Origin of the sequence: Aeromonas sp. JL9 (assembly GCF_024436075.1) — a bacterium.
Lineage (GTDB): Bacteria > Pseudomonadota > Gammaproteobacteria > Enterobacterales > Aeromonadaceae > Aeromonas > Aeromonas veronii.
Genome location: NZ_JANFNV010000004.1, coordinates 106,312 through 125,266, shown reverse-complemented (window position 1 = coordinate 125,266; position 18,955 = coordinate 106,312). Strand labels below are relative to the sequence as shown.

Annotated in this window: 16 protein-coding genes; 8 read left to right on the top strand and 8 right to left on the bottom strand. The window is 59.6% G+C overall.

Features of this window, described 5'->3' with window-relative positions:
- Positions 1 to 73 precede the first annotated feature (73 nt).
- Genes fruA through fruB form a run of 3 tightly spaced genes read right to left on the bottom strand, consistent with a single transcriptional unit; the run spans position 74 to position 3,896 of the window.
- Positions 74 to 1,810 (bottom strand): PTS fructose transporter subunit IIBC, encoded by a 1,737-nt coding sequence (fruA, locus tag NOM06_RS05125; protein WP_255910172.1) that lies wholly within the window; start codon positions 1,808 to 1,810, stop codon positions 74 to 76.
- Positions 1,807 to 2,796, bottom strand: coding sequence for a 1-phosphofructokinase (gene pfkB, locus NOM06_RS05120; RefSeq protein WP_255910170.1), 990 nt, complete (start codon positions 2,794 to 2,796; stop codon positions 1,807 to 1,809). Before pfkB ends, fruA begins: the two co-directional genes overlap by 4 nt.
- On the bottom strand, positions 2,796 to 3,896 hold the full coding sequence (gene fruB / locus NOM06_RS05115) for a fused PTS fructose transporter subunit IIA/HPr protein (protein ID WP_255910168.1): 1,101 nt from the start codon (positions 3,894 to 3,896) through the stop codon (positions 2,796 to 2,798). Before fruB ends, pfkB begins: the two co-directional genes overlap by 1 nt.
- Positions 3,897 to 4,192: 296 nt before the next feature.
- On the opposite strand from fruB, the gene cra reads away from it, so the two are divergent.
- The 5 genes from cra to NOM06_RS05090 all read left to right on the top strand — a co-directional run bounded on the left by cra (position 4,193) and on the right by NOM06_RS05090 (position 9,118).
- The gene (cra, locus tag NOM06_RS05110; RefSeq protein ID WP_255910166.1) at positions 4,193 to 5,179 is read left to right on the top strand and encodes a catabolite repressor/activator; all 987 of its coding nucleotides are present in this window, start codon (positions 4,193 to 4,195) and stop codon (positions 5,177 to 5,179) included.
- A 638-nt stretch (positions 5,180 to 5,817) separates the two neighbouring features.
- Positions 5,818 to 7,011, top strand: coding sequence for an aromatic amino acid transport family protein (locus NOM06_RS05105; protein ID WP_209298502.1), 1,194 nt, complete (start codon positions 5,818 to 5,820; stop codon positions 7,009 to 7,011).
- A gap of 164 nt (positions 7,012 to 7,175) precedes the next feature.
- Entirely contained in the window at positions 7,176 to 7,841 is a 666-nt protein-coding gene (locus tag NOM06_RS05100) for a hypothetical protein (protein ID WP_201959335.1), read from the top strand.
- Between the two features lie 144 nt (positions 7,842 to 7,985).
- On the top strand, positions 7,986 to 8,543 hold the full coding sequence (locus NOM06_RS05095; RefSeq protein WP_041207857.1) for a hypothetical protein: 558 nt from the start codon (positions 7,986 to 7,988) through the stop codon (positions 8,541 to 8,543).
- A gap of 188 nt (positions 8,544 to 8,731) precedes the next feature.
- Positions 8,732 to 9,118, top strand: a complete 387-nt coding sequence (locus NOM06_RS05090; RefSeq protein WP_255910164.1) for an MAPEG family protein — start codon at positions 8,732 to 8,734, stop codon at positions 9,116 to 9,118.
- 113 nt (positions 9,119 to 9,231) lie between these two features.
- Here the strand turns inward: NOM06_RS05090 and NOM06_RS05085 are convergent, their stop codons facing one another.
- Positions 9,232 to 10,635 carry a DEAD/DEAH box helicase gene (locus NOM06_RS05085; protein ID WP_255910162.1) on the bottom strand — a complete coding sequence of 468 codons (1,404 nt, stop codon included), beginning with the start codon at positions 10,633 to 10,635 and terminating at the stop codon, positions 9,232 to 9,234.
- Positions 10,636 to 10,983: 348 nt separating this feature from the next.
- On the opposite strand from NOM06_RS05085, the gene NOM06_RS05080 reads away from it, so the two are divergent.
- Positions 10,984 to 11,814 carry an ABC transporter substrate-binding protein gene (locus NOM06_RS05080; RefSeq protein ID WP_255910160.1) on the top strand — a complete coding sequence of 277 codons (831 nt, stop codon included), beginning with the start codon at positions 10,984 to 10,986 and terminating at the stop codon, positions 11,812 to 11,814.
- 111 nt (positions 11,815 to 11,925) lie between these two features.
- On the opposite strand, the gene aroC is transcribed toward NOM06_RS05080, so the two are convergent.
- Together aroC and prmB are read right to left on the bottom strand one after the other, a co-directional pair.
- On the bottom strand, positions 11,926 to 13,014 hold the full coding sequence (gene aroC, locus NOM06_RS05075) for a chorismate synthase (RefSeq protein WP_021230156.1): 1,089 nt from the start codon (positions 13,012 to 13,014) through the stop codon (positions 11,926 to 11,928).
- Between the two features lie 12 nt (positions 13,015 to 13,026).
- Positions 13,027 to 13,962 carry a 50S ribosomal protein L3 N(5)-glutamine methyltransferase gene (gene prmB, locus NOM06_RS05070; RefSeq protein WP_005360393.1) on the bottom strand — a complete coding sequence of 312 codons (936 nt, stop codon included), beginning with the start codon at positions 13,960 to 13,962 and terminating at the stop codon, positions 13,027 to 13,029.
- Between the two features lie 82 nt (positions 13,963 to 14,044).
- Here prmB and smrB point away from each other — a divergent pair, with 82 nt between their 5' ends.
- Together smrB and NOM06_RS05060 are read left to right on the top strand one after the other, a co-directional pair.
- Positions 14,045 to 14,569: an endonuclease SmrB gene (smrB, locus tag NOM06_RS05065; protein ID WP_005333198.1), complete on the top strand. Its 525-nt coding sequence runs from the start codon at positions 14,045 to 14,047 to the stop codon at positions 14,567 to 14,569.
- 57 nt (positions 14,570 to 14,626) lie between these two features.
- Positions 14,627 to 15,922: a diguanylate cyclase gene (locus NOM06_RS05060; protein ID WP_236290101.1), complete on the top strand. Its 1,296-nt coding sequence runs from the start codon at positions 14,627 to 14,629 to the stop codon at positions 15,920 to 15,922.
- A 130-nt stretch (positions 15,923 to 16,052) separates the two neighbouring features.
- Here NOM06_RS05060 and NOM06_RS05055 read toward each other — a convergent pair whose 3' ends face one another.
- Together NOM06_RS05055 and NOM06_RS05050 are read right to left on the bottom strand one after the other, a co-directional pair.
- Positions 16,053 to 16,661 (bottom strand): histidine phosphatase family protein, encoded by a 609-nt coding sequence (locus NOM06_RS05055; protein WP_255910158.1) that lies wholly within the window; start codon positions 16,659 to 16,661, stop codon positions 16,053 to 16,055.
- Between the two features lie 593 nt (positions 16,662 to 17,254).
- The gene (locus NOM06_RS05050; RefSeq protein ID WP_255910156.1) at positions 17,255 to 18,718 is read right to left on the bottom strand and encodes a chitinase; all 1,464 of its coding nucleotides are present in this window, start codon (positions 18,716 to 18,718) and stop codon (positions 17,255 to 17,257) included.
- Between the last annotated feature and the right edge of the window lie 237 nt (positions 18,719 to 18,955).

The following is an 18,955-nucleotide window of genomic DNA, read 5'->3' as shown; positions in this document are numbered from 1 at the left end:
TTCCCTTTATCCGGCAATAAAAAAGCGGCCCGCAGGCCGCTCTTGGTTATGACGTGTTGCCGGGGGGCAAGGCTTATGCGGTGGCCAGCTTGGCCTGCTCTTCGCCGCGTTTGAGCATGGCGTAGGAGACACCGGTCAGCAGCGAGCCTGCCGCAATCGCCACAATATACATCATGACGTTGCTGATAGCGTGCGGGATGAAGAGCACAAACAGACCGCCGTGGGGGGCCATCAGCTCGCAGCCGAACAGCATGGAGAGCGCACCGGTCAGGGCGCCGCCGACCATGCAGGCCGGGATGACGCGCATCGGATCCTTGGCCGCAAACGGAATGGCACCCTCGGAGATAAAGCACAGACCCAGCACGAAGGAGGCTTTGCCCGCTTCCTGCTCCGCCTTGATGAACTTGGTGCGAGCCAGGAAGGTGGCGATCCCCATCCCCAGTGCCGGCACCATACCAGCGGCCATCACGGCAGCCATGGGGGCGTAGGTTTTGGAGGCCAGCAGGCCGACACCGAAGGCGTAGGCCGCCTTGTTGACCGGGCCCCCCATGTCAAAGCACATCATGGCGCCGATGATGACACCCAGCAGCACCGCGTTGGCAGAGCCCATGTTGTTGAGGAAGGTGGTCATGGCATTCATGATACCGGCCACCGGGCCACCGACGACGTAGATCATCACCAGACCGGTAAACAGGCTGGCAAAGAGCGGAATGATCAGGATCGGCTTGAGCGCTTCCAGGGTCACCGGCAGACGCACCTTGTCGCTCAGGTACTTGGCGCTGTAACCGGCCAGGAAACCGGCCACGATGCCGCCAAGGAAACCGGCGCCCAGCGAGCTTGCCAGCATACCGCCGATCATGCCGGGGGCGAGACCCGGGCGGTCAGCGATAGAGTAGGCAATGTAACCGGCCAGCACCGGGATCATCAGGGCAAAGGCAGAGCCGCCACCGATCTTCATCAGAGCCGCGGCCAGGGTGCCTTCCACCTTGAACGCCTCGATACCAAACACGAACGAGAGCGCGATGATAAGGCCGCCCGCCACCACCATCGGCAGCATAAAGGAGACCCCGGTCAGCAGGTGCTTGTAGGGGCCAGCCTTCTCTTCTTTCTTGGGCTGGCTGCCGCCACTGTGGCGATACAGTTTTGCCTCGTTCCACGCCTTGTCGAGCTCGGCACGGGTTTTCTTGAGCGCAGCGCCCGTGCTGGTGCGATAGACCTGCTTGCCATCGAAACGGGCCATGTCCACTTCGATATCGGTGGCGAGGAACACCAGATCGGCAGATGCAATCTCTTCGGCAGTCAGGGCATTCTGGGCACCGACCGAGCCTTGGGTCTCGACGCGGATCTGATGACCCAGCTGCTTGGCCATGGTCTCCAGCGCTTCTGCCGACATAAAGGTGTGGGCCACACCGGTCGGGCATGCGGTAACTGCGACGATGCGCTTGCCAGCGGCGGCCGGTTTGGCGGCAGCATTGGCAACGGCGGAGGCGGCTTGATGACGATAGACACTGGCGCCGCTGGCGGCTGCCTCCAGCAAGGCGGCCGGATCCTGTAGGGCGAGATCCATGCTGCCCTGATAGACCTGCTTGCCATCATAGGCAGCGAGATCCACCGGAGCACTGGCGACAACCAGCACCAGGTCGGCCGCGGCAATCTGCTCTTTTGAGGGGATCTGGCGCGGTTGCACACTGGAGCCGACGTCGAGGGTGAGCTCCCAGCCAGCCAGTTTGGCCTGCTGTTCTATCCGTTTTGCAGCGAGAAAGCTGGTGGCAATGCCCGCCGGGCAAGCCGTAACCAAGATTGCTTTCATTGGGCATCTCCTGAGTTTTCCATTGAGGGGGTATGGCATTGAACCGGTGCCAGCGCATCCAGACACTCTACGCGCACCTGTTCAAGTAAGGGGTTGAGCACATTGATATCGTCAAAGCCGACCGCGACCTGACTGACCGCCAAGGCCGAGACGGCGGTGGCCAGCCGCAGGGTCTGCTCCGGCGTCCAGCCAAGGCTCAGACCATGGGCGAGACCAGCCACCAGGGAATCGCCGGCACCCACGGTGCTGACCACCTGCATGCGCGGCGGAATCGCCTGCCAGACGGCATCCGGTGCAAACCAGATCAGGCCATCGGCGCCGTTGGAGATCACCACGTTGGGGATGCCGCTTGCCTGCAGCGCGCGGGCACACTCGGCCTGCTCGCCCAGAGTCTTGACGGGGCGACCCGCCCACTGGCCGAGCTCCTCCAGATTGGGTTTGACCAGGGTCGGCGCCCCCTTGATCCCTTCGCTTAAGGCCGCGCCGCTGCAATCGAAGATCACCTGCTTGCCCTTGGCCTTGAGCAGGCGGATCAGATGGGCGCAATAATCGGGGGCTACCCCTTTGGGCAGGCTGCCCGCCAGCACGAACCACTCAGCATGCGGAGCCAACTCGTCGATGGCCTGCTCCAGCGCGCTCACCTCCCCTTGCTCGATGGTGAGCCCCGGCAAGTTGAGATCGGTGACCCGACCGGATTGCTCGGAGATCTTGACGTTGATGCGGGTGCTGCCCGCGACACGGACAAAGTGATCATCCAGCGCACGCTCGGCAAACAGGGAGACAAAACTCTGTTCATTGTCTGCGCCCAGCCAGCCGCTGACGCCCACCTCGCGGCCCAAGTCCTTGAGCACCATGGCGACGTTGATCCCCTTGCCCGCCGCACGCAGGTTGGCCTCGCTCACCAGATTGACCTCGCCAAGGCTCATCGCCTCGAGACGAGTGGTGAGATCCAGGGCGGGGTTGAGAGTAATGGTGACAATCTTCATCAATGCGCCCCCTCGCCGAGACCGGCGGCGATCGCCTCACCGATCCCCTTGAGGGCCGCTTCGGCATCCGCCCCTTCGGCGCGAAATGCCAGACGGTGACCGCACTTGACCCCAAGGCCGATCACCTTCATCAGGCTCTTGGCGGAGACCGCCTCGCCGCTGCCATCCAGATTTGCAACCCGGATATCTGATTCAAACTCTTTGGCCACCTTGACCAGCATGGCACCGGGACGAGCGTGCAGGCCGTGGGGGTTGATGATGGTGAAGGTTTCGGAAAGACCGCTCGCGGGGCCCGCCTGCAACATGGCCAGCCCCTCGCCGCCCGCCAGCGTCGCCAGCTGACCAGCGGCCGCCAGTTTGGCCAGATTCTCCAGTTGCGGCAGATGGCCGCTATCTGCGGCACACAGCAGCAGCATGGCGTTGACCGGCAGCTCCCCAGCGTTCAGTGCAGTGCTAGGCGTTGCCAACACCCAGCCGGTCTGGGCCGCTTGTGCTCGAGCGAGCCAGACGCCCTCACCCAGATAGGCGGGATCGCTTGCCAGCAGCGCCGTCACCATGGCGGCATCGCCCCAACCGGCGGATTTGGCGCGGGCAGCGGCGCCCAGCAGCAGCTGGTCGCGATCATCGGCCGGGAAGTCAGCCAGGGTCAGGTATTGCACCTCTTTGGCGGCTGTAACACCGGTCAGAATGTTGATGATGGTGTCGGCATCGGTGGCCTCTTTCAATTGCGCGGCCGCCTGCTCGTCACCCAGCACATGGGTGAGCTGGCGCAAAATGCCCAGATGCTCGTCGGACTTGGCGGCAATCCCGATGGCGACGTAGGCAATCTGCCCCTCATCCCACTCGATACCGTGAGGGAACTGGGCCACCATGACGCCGGTGCTCTTCACCAGATGGCGGGTGTCGGTGGTGCCGTGAGGAATGGCGATGCCGCTGCCAAGATAGGTGGCATGTTGCGCCTCGCGGGCCAGCATCCCATCCACATAGCCCGCTTCCACCAGACCGGCTTCGGTCAGTTTGCCTGCCAGCAGGGCAATGGCGTCCGACTTGGTCACCGCCGTCTGCCCCAGCAAGATCTGCTCTCGCGCCAACTTCAACATAGAGACTCTCCATCAGGTTCCGGCCGTGCCGGTAGATCACAATTGAACATTCGAGTAACTCGCCAGCTGACAATAGACCCGTTCGCGGTTGTCTGTGATCGGTGCCTGATTTTCAGGCCACTGGGTCTCTTCGTTGCTGACAGGCTGAATCGTTTCACTTACACTCAGACTGAATCGTTTCAGCGAATTGATCAAGTACCCACAAAGAGTGCTTTTCAATGATATGATCCCGCGCACACTTTTCGGTGCCCTCACCCGGCAGTGACCGTGGGCCTTGCAACTCAAACAGAGCCAATATGATGAAACTGGATGAAATCGCCGCCCTCGCCGGTGTCTCGCGCACCACGGCAAGTTATGTGATCAATGGCAAGGCCGACCAATACCGCATCAGCCAGGCTACCCGTGACAAGGTGATGGCGGTGGTCACCGCCCATAACTACCAGCCGGACAGCCGCGCCGCCTCCCTGCGTGGCGGCCAGACCAAGACCCTCGGCTTTATCCTGCCCGATCTTGAAAACGCCAGTTACGCTAAGCTGGCCAAGCGGCTGGAACAGGGGGCGCGGGCGCAGGGTTATCAGCTGCTTATCGTCTGCTCGGAAGATGATCCCGCCACCGAAAAAGAGTTGGCTCAGATGCTGGTGAGCCGCCATGTGGACGCCCTGCTGGTAGCCAGTTGCCTGCCGCCAGACGACCCCTTCTACGGCAAATTGCAGGCACAAGGCAGCCAGATCCTCGCCATCGACCGTGCCATGGCCGCCGACCAGTTCGTCACCGTCGCCAGTGAAAACGAGAAGGCGAGCTTCGATCTCACCAGTTCCCTGCTCACCCCTACCTTGCGCCATATCGCCTTGATCACCGCGCTGCCAGCACTCACGATCAGCCAGGAGCGCAAAGCCGGTTTCGAACAGGCGGTCGCCAGTCACAGTGCGGCTCGCCACCTGTGCGAGGGGGATCACTTCTCCCGCCTTGAGGGGTATCGCCTGATCAAGGATCTGCACCAGCAGTTGGGTCAGCTGCCCGAGGCGCTGATCACTACCTCCTATATCCTGATGGAAGGGGTACTCGACTACCTGTTGGAACAAGAGATCGATATGAGCCAGCTTGCCATGGCCACCTTCGGCGACGATCGGCTGCTCGACTTCCTCCCCTTTGGCATCAACTCCCTGCCCCAGCAGCACGATGCCCTGGCGAGCCAGGCGCTGGAGCTGGCGCTCAAGGCGGTGAACGGCGACTACCAGAGCGGGCTGCACTATGTAAGCCGCACCCTCAAGCGCCGTCGCTAAGCCGCCAGCAACAACCACCCACAACCGCACAGGCTGCCGGCACAAACTGCCAGCATGGGCAGCCAGAACTGACAGCCTGTACGACTTCTTTTCTCAACGCCCATCTTTGCACGCGTCTGTTTGATCAGCAGAAGATCGGCCAACCGGCCGACAGGGCTTGCAACCCCTGCTCAGGGCCCGTTTATCGGCCCATCGGCTCGCTATAAATTGAATTTATGGCTTTTGGAAATATGACCCTATTTTTACTTATGCCGAACCATCCGGGCCGCTAGCGCCCCCTTTTGCCCTCTGTCGCCCCTTCCAGACGCCTGTAGCAACCCCCTCCGATCCCGAGGGCCGGTTCAAGCGGATTGGCATCGCCCCCTCAAGGCGCACATTTTTTCGGCGCATAGCGCTGAGTGTCATTTTTTATTTCCACTTAAATGCCTTCAACAGCACAAGATCCGCTTTTTAGGGGTTGTCTCCGCTATTTCAATCCGTTAACGTGGCAACCATCTTTTACAACCGACAGGTTTCAGGTACAGATGTTTCTACGCCGATATTGCTAGCCTCCGGCTTTTCCCCCGGAGGCGCCTCCCGACACAGCCAACTGGCTCTCTCTTGTTTGCAACATCTCCGCTCACTTTCGGATGGATAACATGAACACCAAGACTCTGGGTTGTACCCTGTTGATTGCCGGCACCACCATAGGCGCCGGTATGCTGGCCCTGCCGCTGGCCTCCTCTTCCCTCGGCGGCCCCGCCACCCTGCTGCTGATGATTGGCCTGTGGGCCCTGATGGCCTTTACCGCCATGCTGCAGGTGGAAGCCAGCCTCAATACCGGCAAGTGGTACCTGCACCAGCTGGCGGATCACCTGCTCGGCCCCTGGGGCAAGCGCATCGCCTCCTTCTGCATCCTGATGCTGTTCTACGCCCTCGCCTCCGCCTACATCAGCGGTGGCAGCAGCCTGCTGGCACAGGCGCTGGCCGATGCCGGCATCACCCTGAGCCAGGAGCAGGCCGCCTGGGCCTTTACCCTGCTGTTTGGCGGCATGGTTTGTGTCGGCACCCGCTCGGTGGATTACCTCAACCGGCTGATGTTCACCGTCAAGCTGGTGATCATGGTGGGCGTGCTGGCGCTGCTGCTGCCGCGCGCCCAGGGCGAACACCTGCTCGCCATGCCGCTCGGGGAAGGGCTGCTGCTGGCGGGCCTGCCGGTGATCTTCACCTCGTTCGGCTTTCACGGTTCGATCCCGAGCGTGATGCTCTACCTCGGCGATTGCCCCAAGCAACTGCGCCGGGTCTTTGTCTGGGGCTCCGCCCTGCCGCTGATCCTCTACGTGCTGTGGCAGGTGGCCATTCTGGGGCTGCTCGGCCAATCCTCCCTGCTGGCCAATGGCGGCGCGCTCGACAGCCTGCTCGCCAGCGTCGGCAAGCTGGTGAGCTGGCCCGCATTTAATCAGGCGATGCACCTGTTTGCCGATCTGGCGCTCGCCACCTCCTTCCTCGGGGTGACGCTGGGGCTGTTCGACTTTATGGCCAAGGTGACCCGCCGCAAGGACAACTGGCAGGGCCGCAGCCAGACCGGCCTTATCACCTTTGTGCCGCCGCTGCTGTTTGCCCTCTACTTCCCGCAGGGCTTTATCATGGCCCTCGGCTACGCCGCCATTGCGCTGGCCATCCTCGCGGTACTGCTGCCGGTGGCGCTGGTGTGGCAGAGCCGCAAGCAGACCCCCGCCCACCACTACCGCGCCCCGGGTGGCGTGGTGGCGCTGGGAGTGGCCGGTGCCATGGGTGTGCTGATCGTCGGCGTCCAGATCAGCGTCAGCATGGGACTGCTGCCCGCGCTGTAATCCCCGATACTGAATGCCCCAAATAACAAAGCCCCGCCAATCTGATTGGCGGGGCTTTGTGCTATCAACGCTGCCATGATTCTGCCCATTCCCTCCTCGCACAAGAGGGATAAAGGACGTTTCAGCTACGCTTTTTCCATACGCAATGGAGTGGGGAGCAAGGTATGAAGTGGGCTGGCTGGTTTCTGCTGTGCTGTCTGAACCCGATTGCCCAGGGCGCGACCCTGTCGCTGGCGGCGCCCGTGGAATATATCCCCCTGCTGCGCCCCTTCTATGAGGAGTGGTTTGGCAAGGCCAAAGTCGATTTCACCTTTATCCCCTGCACCCTCGCCCGCTGCCGCAAACTGGTTGACTCCGATAGCACCATCGATGGCGATATCGCCCGGATCAAGGGCTTTGAGCAGACCCACCCGCAGATGCTCCCGGTCGGTACGGCGATTGGTGAAATCACCATCTATGCCCAGAGCAAGCAGGACGCCAGCTGGCCCCCCGCCAGTCAGGAGCGGGTTGGCTGCCTGCGCGGTATTCAGTGGTGCAACCGCTATCTCGACAGTCGGCGCATCGTCTGGTTCAACGATGAGAAGCAGGGTCTCGCCCTGCTCCAGCGCGGCAGAACCGACTGGGTGATCCGGCTGCTGCCCACCAATCAATCCCCCCTTGCCGCGCCATGGAAACGGGTCTCCGATATCGAGGTCTATCTCTACCTCAACAAGAGCCGCCAGGCCGATATTGCCGCCCTTGTCCAATCCCAGCAGCAGCTGATAGCGAGCGGCCGCTGGCAGCAAATGCAGGAGCGCTACTTCTCGGCCCTGCTGACCCCCGTCCGCTGATCAGGGCACCACCGAACAAACCGCCAAGAACCGTGTTTTATACAATCTTTTTTGCCACCAAAACCTGAACGAACAGTTCAAAACCCATTCATGCCCGCTCGCTACACTGCCCCCTCGTTTATCGCTTTCAGGAGTTTGAAAACAATGATGTTGCATCTCACGAAGAGTTCCCTTGCCCTTGTCCTGCTGGCAGCCAGCGGCGCCCTCAGCGCGGCCGAAATCACCAACAACAATATCACCGAGGCCGACATCAAGGCGGCGCAGGATGCCTGGGGCGCGGCGCTCATCAAGATCAGCGATGACTATCGGGCCGGCGGCATTGAGCGCGCCAAAGCCACCGCCGAGGCGGTACTCGACAGCGCTTACGGCTACCAGCAGGGGCCGGTGCTGTTCAAACCCACCCTCGCCGGTGGCGAGCAGACCTTTCGCACCACCCGCGAGGGGGCGCTGGCCTATTTTGTCGGCAACAACAGCGCCTATCCGGCAGACAGCGGCTTTGCTCTGAAAAACTGGCAGAGCTACCGCTATGACAATGCCGCCGTCTATATCAACGGCAACATGGCGCTGACCATGGGTAAGGTGCATCTGGTGGATCGCGACAACAAGGAGACCACGGTCGACAAGAGCTGGGGTTTCAAGAAGGGGGATGATGGCAAGGTACGCATCGTGCTGCACCACTCCTCTCTCCCCTACGGCGCCTGACTGGCGAAGTGCAGCTGACACTGCTCGCCACCTAAAACCAGACAACAAGCCCTGCCAGACTGGCGGGGCTTTTTTATCCGGCAAGGGCGATCAGGACGCCATGGCCGAGCCCTCTTTACTGCTACCCTCAAGGGCAAGCCATTGAGCGCACAACAGATCCATGCTTATCCATCAGGGAGCCCTACACCATGACCATACTGCCCATCTATGCGGCCCTGCTTGCCCTGCTCTTTGTCCTGCTCAGCGTGCGCACCATTCGCACCCGTCACCGTCAGAAAGTGGCGCTCGGCCATGGCGATGATCCCGCCATGCTGCGGGCCATGCGGGTGCACGCCAACTTTGCCGAGTATGTTCCCCTCGCCCTGCTGCTGGTCTATTTCGTTGAAACCGGCAGCCATGCCCCCTGGCTGGTTCATTTGCTGGGGATTGCCTTGCTGCTTGGCCGACTCTGCCACGCCTTTGGCATGAGCCGCACGCCGGAGAACTTCCGTTATCGGGTAGTGGGGATGGGGCTGACCTTCACCGTCATTTTGCTGAGTGCGGCCTGTCTCCTGATCACCGCCCTGCTCTCCTGACCAGAGCAGGTCAGCCAAACGCGGAGCCGCAGAAGCAGAAATAGAAAAGCCCTGCCAATATGGCAGGGCTTTTCGTTTAACCGATCAGGGTGGGAGAGTGGCTCTCCTTGCCCTTACTGGTTATGGCTGGCGCGACGGGGACGACGGGCCTGAGCCGGCTTGGCGGCGCCATCAGCCGGACGTTGACCACCCTGGGGCTTGGGCTTGCCGCCGTTGCCGGAGCGGTTAGCGCCTGCGTTGCCACCGTTGTTGCCGGAGCGAGCGGCACCCTGACGCTGGCCTTGACCTTGCGGACGCGGCGCACGGCGTTGCTCGCTCGGATCACGGGGCTCTTTGCGCAGCGGCGCGCCGATACCACGGGCGATGTTGTCGAGAGTCTCGCGGGACGCTTCGAAGCCGGGCACCTGCTCGCAGGGGATGTTCTGCTTGGTCAGACGCTCGATCGCCTTGATAAGCTTCCCTTCGTCGGCCGCCACCAGCGAGATGGCGTGACCGGCAGCACCGGCACGGCCGGTACGACCGATACGGTGCACGTAATCTTCTGCCACGTTGGGCAGCTCGAAGTTGACCACTTGCGGCAGCTTGTCGATGTCCAGACCACGGGCGGCGATGTCGGTCGCCACCAGCACCTTGACGCTACCATCCTTGAAGCCGGCCAGCGCACGAGTACGGGCACCCTGGCTCTTGTTGCCGTGGATGGCGGCGGCGCTGACGCCGTGCTTGTCAAGGGTTTCGGCAACGCGGTTGGCCATGTGCTTGGTACGGGTGAACACCAGTACCTGCTGCCAGTTGTTGCTGGTGACCAGATGACTCAGCAACGCGATCTTGTTGGCCTTGTCGCACGGGTGCACCAGCTGCTCGATACGCTCGGCGGTGCTGTTGCGCGGGGCCACTTCGATCACCGCCGGGTTATCCAGCAGACCGGTGGCCAGTTCGCGGATCTCGTCGGCGAAAGTCGCGGAGAAGAGCAGGTTCTGACGCTTCTTCGGCATCAGAGCCAGGATGCGGCGAATGTCGCGGATAAAGCCCATGTCGAGCATGCGATCCGCTTCGTCCAGTACCAGGATCTCCACTTCGTCGAACTTGACGGCGTTCTGGTTGTAGAGATCCATCAGGCGGCCAGGACAGGCCACCAGCACGTCCAGACCACGGCGAGTCGCCATCATCTGCGGATTGATGCTGACGCCGCCGAAGACCACGTGGCTGCGCATCGGCAGGTGTTTGCCGTAGTTACGCACGCTCTCGCCCACCTGGGCGGCCAGCTCGCGAGTCGGGGTCAGCACCAGCGCACGAATGCGGTTCGGAGAAACCTTGCGCTTGCTCTCCATCAGACGTTGCAGCATCGGCAGGGTAAAGCCTGCGGTCTTGCCGGTCCCTGTTTGGGCCGCCGCCATCAGATCGCGGCCAGCCAGAACGGCGGGGATCGCTTGTTGCTGAATGGGAGACGGGGTGTCGTAGCCTTGTTCGGCAACGGCACGCAACAAGGGTTCGGCCAGACCGAGGGAAGTAAAACTCATAATTACCTGCTAGAGATAGGGGCGCCGAGGATTTGTGGTGGGGCTCCTCTGCTGAGCCGATGCCATCTCACAAGATCTGGGCCTATTGAGAAAACAACGATTTCCCCGGGGAGCAGAGCAAAGGGGAAAGAATAGAGGCGCAGTCTAACGGAGTTGCCCGGGATAAACGAGAAAAATGTGATGCTCCTCGCAGCACGAAGAGAAAATCCCCCTCCTGCCCCCCGAATAATCCCGTTGATTGATGTCGCACGCACCACACTATTAACTGGCAACACAATATCTGCCCTCGCAGGCATGACTCGCGGGGCAAACGCACGGGATAAAAGAACACAATAACGAGGTTTAGCTATGACCACGCCATATCGCCCCCGCGGCAGCTGGCAGGCAAGGATTGGCCTGCTGCTTCTGCTGCTAAGCCCTATGCTGCAGGCCAGTCAGACCCTGACCGTGGCCTGGAGTCACTGGCCCCCCTTCAGCCAAATCAACAACCGGGGTGAGCTGGATGGGCTGGATGTCAGCCTGACGCGCCAGATCCTCACCCAGGCGGGCTTTGCCCCCAAGTTTCGCGAACTTCCCTGGGCGCGGGCACTGCATCTGGTAGAACACGATCAGCTGGATGTGGCGATGGCCGCCCTCCCTCTGCCGGAGCGCCAGAGCTATGCCCGCTTCTCGACCCCCTACCGCCAGAGTGCCTATGTGCTGCTGAGCAATGACCCGATTCCCGGCCATCAGGATCGCTGGGCGCAGCTCGATAATCTGCCCGCGCTGTGCAACGAGAAGGGGCTCAAGATAGGCAAGTTGCGCGGCACCCGCCCCATGCATCAGATGGATAGCTGCCCGGCGCTTAAAATGGCGACCGAATACAACGCCGATGAGCGGATGATCGATCTGCTGCTGGCCCGCCGCCTCGATGGCATCATCATGGAGTGGCAATATGCCCGCTACCGGCTGGCCCAGCTGGAGGCCGAAGGGTTTATCAGCTGCCAGTTATTGCTGCACCACCAGCCGGTCAGCCTGATGTTTGCCAAAAACAGCGTGAGCGAAGAACAGATCCTCAAAGTCAACGAGGCCATTCATGCCTTGCCCAAACCCCACAACAAGTTCTCGCCCCCCAGGTGTCGCCTCAATGCCGATCCGGGCGCCGCAGATCTGCTGACCCGCACCCTCCGCAAGCATTGACGGGATAAGCCGCCACCTGAAACAGCAAAGGCGACCCGAAGGTCGCCTTTTTGGTATTGTCGAACTTGTTCCCCGAACAGGGAGCGATCAGTCGATGAGCAGCAATAGCGATCAGCGCAGCTGCGGGGTATGGGTCAACACCCCTTGATTCTGGGCACGATGGCGCAGCAGGTGATCCATCAACACCAGTGCCAGCATGGCCTCGGCAATAGGCACGGCGCGAATGCCGACACAAGGATCGTGGCGCCCCTTGGTGATCATCTCGATGGCCTCGCCTTCGGTATTGATGGTCTTGCCCGGCACAGTGATGCTGGAGGTAGGCTTGAGCGCCATGCTTACCACTATATCCTGACCTGACGAGATCCCACCCAGAATGCCGCCCGCATGGTTGCTGGCAAAGCCCGCCGGAGTCATCTCGTCACGATGCTCGGAGCCTTTTTGCTCCACTACCGCAAAGCCATCGCCGATCTCCACCCCTTTCACCGCATTGATGCCCATCATGGCGTGGGCGATATCGGCGTCGAGACGATCAAACACCGGCTCACCCAGGCCCACCGGCACATTGCGCGCAATGACCTGCACCTTGGCACCGATACTGTTGCCCTCTTTTTTCAGGTCACGCATGTATTGATCCAGTTCTTCCAGCTTGCCCGCATCGGGAAAGAAGAAAGGGTTCTGCTCAATCTGCGCCGCGTCAAACGCCTCGGCCTTGATGGGGCCGAGCTGGGAGAGGAAACCGGTGATCTCGATGCCGTGCACCTGTTTGAGGTACTTCTTGGCAATGGCACCCGCCGCCACCCGCATCGCGGTTTCGCGGGCAGAAGAGCGACCACCGCCACGATAGTCGCGCTGACCATACTTTTGGTGGTAGGTGTAGTCAGCGTGACCCGGCCGGAACAGATCCTTGATATCGGAGTAGTCCTTGGAACGCTGATCGGTGTTCTCGATCAAGAGCCCGATGGAAGTGCCGGTGGTCTTGCCCTCGAACACCCCGGAGAGGATCTTCACCTCATCCGGCTCACGGCGCGGCGTGGTGTAGCGGGAGGTACCGGGCTTGCGCCGATCCAGATCCCCCTGCAGATCCGCCTCACTGATCTCCAGCCCCGGCGGGCAACCATCGACCACGGCGCCCAGCGCCAGGCCGTGACTCTCGCCAAAGGTGGTGACCCGAAAGAGTTGACCAAAACTGTTCCCTGCCATGCGCGCTCCTGCTTAGTTCTTGTAGATGGCGAAATGATCCTGATACTGCACCAGCTCGTCACGGGTCATTACAAAGACGCCGTGACCGCCGTTTTCGAATTCAACCCAGGTAAAGGGGATCTCGGGGAACTGGGCTTCCAGATGGATCATGCTGTTGCCCACTTCGACCACCAGGACGCCGTTATCCTTGAGGAAATCTGCCGCATGGGCCAGCAGACGTTTGGTCAGCTTGAGACCATCGGAGCCGGACGCCAGCGCCAGCTCGGGCTCGTGACGGAACTCGTCCGGCAGATCCGACATATCTTCGGAGTCCACATAGGGCGGGTTGGAGACGATGAGATCGTACTTGTCGCCCGCCGGCAGATCGCGGAACAGATCGGAGCGGATCGGAATGACCTGCTGCTCCAGCCCGTGATCGTTGATGTTGCGCTCGGCCACGTTCAGCGCATCGATGCTGATGTCGATGGCATCCACTTCCGCTTCCGGGAACTCGTGGGCCATGATGATGGCGATGCAACCGGAGCCGGTGCACAAGTCCATGATCCGGGTCGGTTCATGTTTGAGGAAGGGCGCGAAACGGTTGGCCACCATCTCAGCAATGGGGGAACGGGGAATGAGCACCCGCTCGTCCACGTAGAACTCCCAACCGGCATACCAGGCCTTGTTGGTCAGGTAGGCGGCCGGTACCCGCTCCTGTACGCGGCGGATAATCAGCTCGGCGATACGGTGACGCTCGCTGCTGGTGAGACGGGAGTGGCGCATGGCCGGGTCTACATCCGGTGGCAGATGTAACGCGGGCAGTACCAGCTGCACAGCTTCATCCCAGGCGTTGTCGGTTCCATGACCGTAAAAAATCCCGGCGTCGTTGAAACGACTCATGGCCCAACGCAACATGTCCTGGATGGTGTGCATCTCGGCAACCACCTCATCGATAAATATCTTGTCCAAATCCACCTCCAAGTCGAGTAATATCCGGCCCGAGCCCCGTTTACGTTGCGGGCAAGACGCATACCTAATACATGAGCATCTGATGAAAAAAACGCCCTCACCGACAGACGAGGAAACCCTGCTGTTCCGCGATGCGATAAAAGGTACCCGGAAAATCAAGCAAGATACCATAAGGGCCGAGTTACGCCCGGTCAAGCAGAAACGCGAATTGCGCGAAACCCGCGAAAAGCTTGGGGTTGACCACTATTTCAGCGATGAGTATCAGCCCCATCTCGACGATGATGGGCCGACCCGTTACGTGCGGGAAGATGTGTCAAAATTTGAGCTGAAAAAGCTCAAGCGGGGCATTTATCCGCCGGAGATCTACCTGGATCTGCACGGCATGAATCAGCAGCAGGCAAAACAGGAGCTGGCCGCCCTGCTCACCCTCTGCCAGAAAGAGAACATTCACGTCGCCTCGGTGATGCACGGCATCGGCAAACATATTCTCAAACAGCGCATTCCCAGTTGGCTGGCCCAGCACCCCAATGTGCGCGCCTTCCATCAGGCCCCCCGCGAATGGGGTGGCGACAGCGCCATTCTGGTGTTGCTGGATATCGAAGAGTAGTTAGCCAAACGACCACACTATACTGAATATCAATATGTTATTCGCCGTGGAGGTCGCATGTTTACACAGGGTTCCCATGCCGACATAAAGTCATCTCTCGACGCCATCGGCGCTGCCGTGGCGGTGTTCAGCCTCGACAAGGATGATCACTTTGTGCTGGTCTCTGCCAACGATACTTTTGCCAAGGCGTTCGAGCTGGATGTCCTTGGCAGCATTGGCAAACAGCTGAGCGAGATGTTTCCCCGCTACATCACCAATACCATCGAGCCGCCAATGCACGAATGTGTGCGCATGCAGACCGGGCTCGAGAGCGAGCTGCCCATCGACAGCCTCTCGCGCACCAGTTGGTGGCGCTTTATTCTCTCCCCCATCATCCCCGAGCAGGCACGGATCAACCGGATCATCGTCACCGCCATCGACATCACAGCCAGGATGCAGCTGGAAGAGGCGCTCACCACCAGCCGCCGTCGCTTCGAAGCGGTGGTCAACTCCGCCTATGACGGCATCATCAGTGTCAGCAGCGAGTCACGCATCGAGCTTATCAATACCGCCGCCTGCGAGATGTTCGGGATCGACGAGAGTTATCTCGGCAAGCGGCTGGAAACCCTGCTTCCACAGCGTTTTCGCGCCAATCACGAAACCTATTTCAAAGCCTTCAGCAGCTCCCCCATCAATTCGCGCCCGATGCATGCCCGCGCCTCGGTGATGGGTCTGCGCCGAGACGGCAGCGAATTTCCGCTGGAGGTGACCATCGCCAAGATCAATCTGGGCCCGACCACCGAGATGACCGCCATCTTGCGGGATATCTCTGAGCGAGCCCGACTGGTGGAGGAGTTGAAGGTCGCCGCCACCACGGATCCCCTGACCGGCATTGCCAACCGGCGCCGCTTCAACGAGCTGGTCAACGCCGAGATGCAGCGCTGCCAGCGTTTCGGCCATACCATGAGCCTGCTGCTGATCGATATCGACCACTTCAAGGAAGTCAACGATACCTTTGGCCATCAGCAGGGAGATCTGGCGATCCTGAGTCTGGTGAAACGGATCAGCAAACAGCTGCGGGAGGTGGACATGCTGGGTCGCTGGGGTGGCGAAGAGTTTATCGTGCTGCTGCCGGAAACCTCTCTCGAGCTCGCCTGGGCCAGCGCTGAGCGGATCAGGCTAGCCATCGAATCCCAGCACCATGCACTGGACGGGGCTCTTGAAATCTCCCTCACCATCAGTATCGGGATCAGCGCCAGCAAGGGCAACCATGACACTGTAGAGAAGATGGTTAGACGAGCCGACACCGCCCTCTATTTGGCCAAGAAACAGGGGCGCAACTGCTGCCGCAAAGAGGAGCCGGAGCCGACCTGATGGCGCACGCCCCTGCCCTCTGGTGACACTGCTAACCTTTGCCTGCAGAGATAACCAACCGCAACGAATACAAAAGACAGCGCGACTCTCTTCGGTAGCGCTTTTTCTCGTCATGCTTTTGGTGCACTTTTCAATCACAACCATCAAGGGGACGGCTAAAGCGCAGTGGGCCACCATCAGCCAGAGAGAGCCTCACCGACAGCATGCCGCTGTTGGGCAATTGCCACTCGAAGAAGTCATCAAATCCGGCAATCGTTACGGCGCGGATCACCTTAGCGACCACTCCATGCGCCACCAGCAGTATCCGCTCCTCTTGCATGGTCGAAGCAAGTTCCGTGAGTCCCTGCGAGACACGGGCAATCACCTCATCAATGGTCTCACCACCGGGAGGAGCTTCAGCCCAGCGCCGGGTGATATTGCGCGCCCACAGTTCGGGATAGCGTGTTCTCGCCTCTACCTGTGTCAGCCCTTCAAACAGGCCGACATCCCGCTCACGAAAGGCTGGTACAAGCTCCACAGGCAATCCCAGCTGACGAGACAAGATGGCAGCGCTCTCCCTTGTTCGCAGCAGGGGAGATGCCAGCAGCCGATCAAACGGCTGCTGTGCCACAGCCACCTTCTCAGCCAGCCGGGATATCTGACGCACGCCATCGTCGTTAAGTCCGATATCCAGCGCGCCCTGATAACGCCCTTCCGCATTGGCTTGCGTCTCGCCATGGCGGATCACCACCAGTTCCATTGTGCACTCCTCTTTCCTGCTATCTGCTTAGTGATTAAACCGCATACGACTTCCCATTCGGATAACGAGACGACAATCCCCATTCATCTGCGCACCTTAACTATTATTTTAAATCGAGCAAGATTACCTCGCTCGCAATAAAAAACATCCGCCGAACTACATACTCTCATCCGTAAACGAATAGATACACATGACTTTTACATCCAATATGTTCATTTTTCTCTCTGTGAAATAAAAGTCACCAAGGTGATACCATGAATTGATAGATGGGAAGAATAAACACCCTCATCATAGATAAGAGAAGGATAGCGTCATGGGTGTGCTCTGCGAACCCATCGTTTAGCAAAACATCACTCAACGCTTTTTAATATTGCTTAGCAGCAAGGTTAAAACATTAAATCCAGCCATCAATAAATTTGATGTGGGCTGTTTACATCACTTTAAGCGGGAAATAAACGTTGGCCAAAAAATACAGCTACCCCTCCAGAGAGATGGATCTCTTTTTAATCTCTGCCACATATTATCCCCCAGCTCAAAAAATATATTAAAAGGGGGCTAAGCCCCCTCTCCTTATCAATGGATGGACTGTCTCTTTATTGGGTCGTCACCAACGCCCAGGGGCCACCTTTGGCGGGATCATCCCCCTGGGTCCACCATTTGGCCTGATAGACGGCTCCCTTGTAGCTCACCTTGCTGCCAGCGGTATAGACCTTGCTGGCCTCCCAGGCAGGCTGACCATCAACCGGCGGGTCAACCGGATCGACCGGGGCGGGCTCGAGCTTGGCGACGATCCGCACTTTCGGCCAGTTGGCGTGGGAGCCGTAGAAGTTGGTCACGCATTTCTCGTAATCACCCGGAACCAGTGCGGAATAAGCTGTCTGGAAGCCCACCAGCTCGCACTCGAAGGAGTAACCGCCCGGGCGATCCGGATAATATTTCCAGTTGCCATCCCAGTTTGTGTAGAGCACGTCGGTAGCGCCGTTAAGATTGAGGCTGCCATAGGGAGTCTGCTGCCAGCAGGTGTTCTTCTCATCCGTCTTGATCGGGATCTGGTAGTGGTTGGCCAGCCCTTCCCAGTAGCGAATACGGTTGACCGGCTGCCCCTTGTCCTTGTTCTGCTCGCCACACTCGATGCCGCCGTTGATGACGTTGATGGTGGTACCAAAGCCGTAGCCGATACCGGCGTCAGCTTCCCGTTTGGATGGAACCCAGGTGCGATCAATCACGTGCAACATGGCCGGTTTCGGGGCCTGAGGGGTGAGGAAGAACCAGATGGCAGAAGCGAGGTTGAGCCAGGAGTCCGCTACCAGCCCCGGGTTGTTGAGCAGCACGGAGGCATCGCCATCAAACATCGCCTCGGAGAAGGCGCCGTAGTTGAAGTGGTAAGAAAGCTGCTTGGCGCCGCGGCCAAAGTAACCTTGTCCGGTACTGCAGGGCCACTTCTTGTTCTGCCAGTCGTTCTGGCCACAGCCGGTGGTATAACCGGTCTGTCCCTCTGACCAGCCCATCTCCCGCACATGCACCAGCGCCTGTTGCCACTCCTCCAGCCCCAGCGGGTTATCGGAGACGTTCTCCTTGGCAATATGGCCGCCGGTCTCCTGTGAAAAGTGGGCAAAGGCGGTCACGATGGATTTTTTACAGATCGCATCAGAATTGCGACCGTCAGTATATTCGCCACAGAACGCAGGGAATTTACCGATGGCTCGCAAGAAGCGGACATAAGTATATTCCGGCGCTGCCATCTGGGTTAAATATTCCCATTCAGATTGGGGAAATACCCGTTCGACCCGTTTTACGTTGTCAGGATTGCTTGCCAGACCCGGTTCAATGGCATCAACAATTTTATTGGACCGGGTGGCCAATGCCTTAGCCCATATTGCATACATGGGGTTGGCCGTCTTGGCTTTTTCCATGGCAGCCAGATCCGGGGCCGCAATCACATATCCTCCCGCATTTTGCGGATCGGGTTGAATATTCATGGCTGCACTCATTGCGGCATAGCTTGGCAATGCGCAGGCGGCAGCGATTAGCCAGGCACAACGCTTGGGTTTGAACATGTTTATCGTCCTTGTTTGAATTAATACGTTCCAAGAGTAGGTGTTTCAACAACTAAATTCACGATGAGAATTAAGAAATAAGCAGAATTTGTGAGCCATTTCACCTTGTGATACTCAGTACAACTGAAACAAAGAAAAAGAACCCAAACGAAAACGCCACGGCGTGATCTGTCGCCCATTTTTAGAACAGTTGAGACGGCCAGGTGACCTACTATCCCTTCATTGTTCGTGATAAAA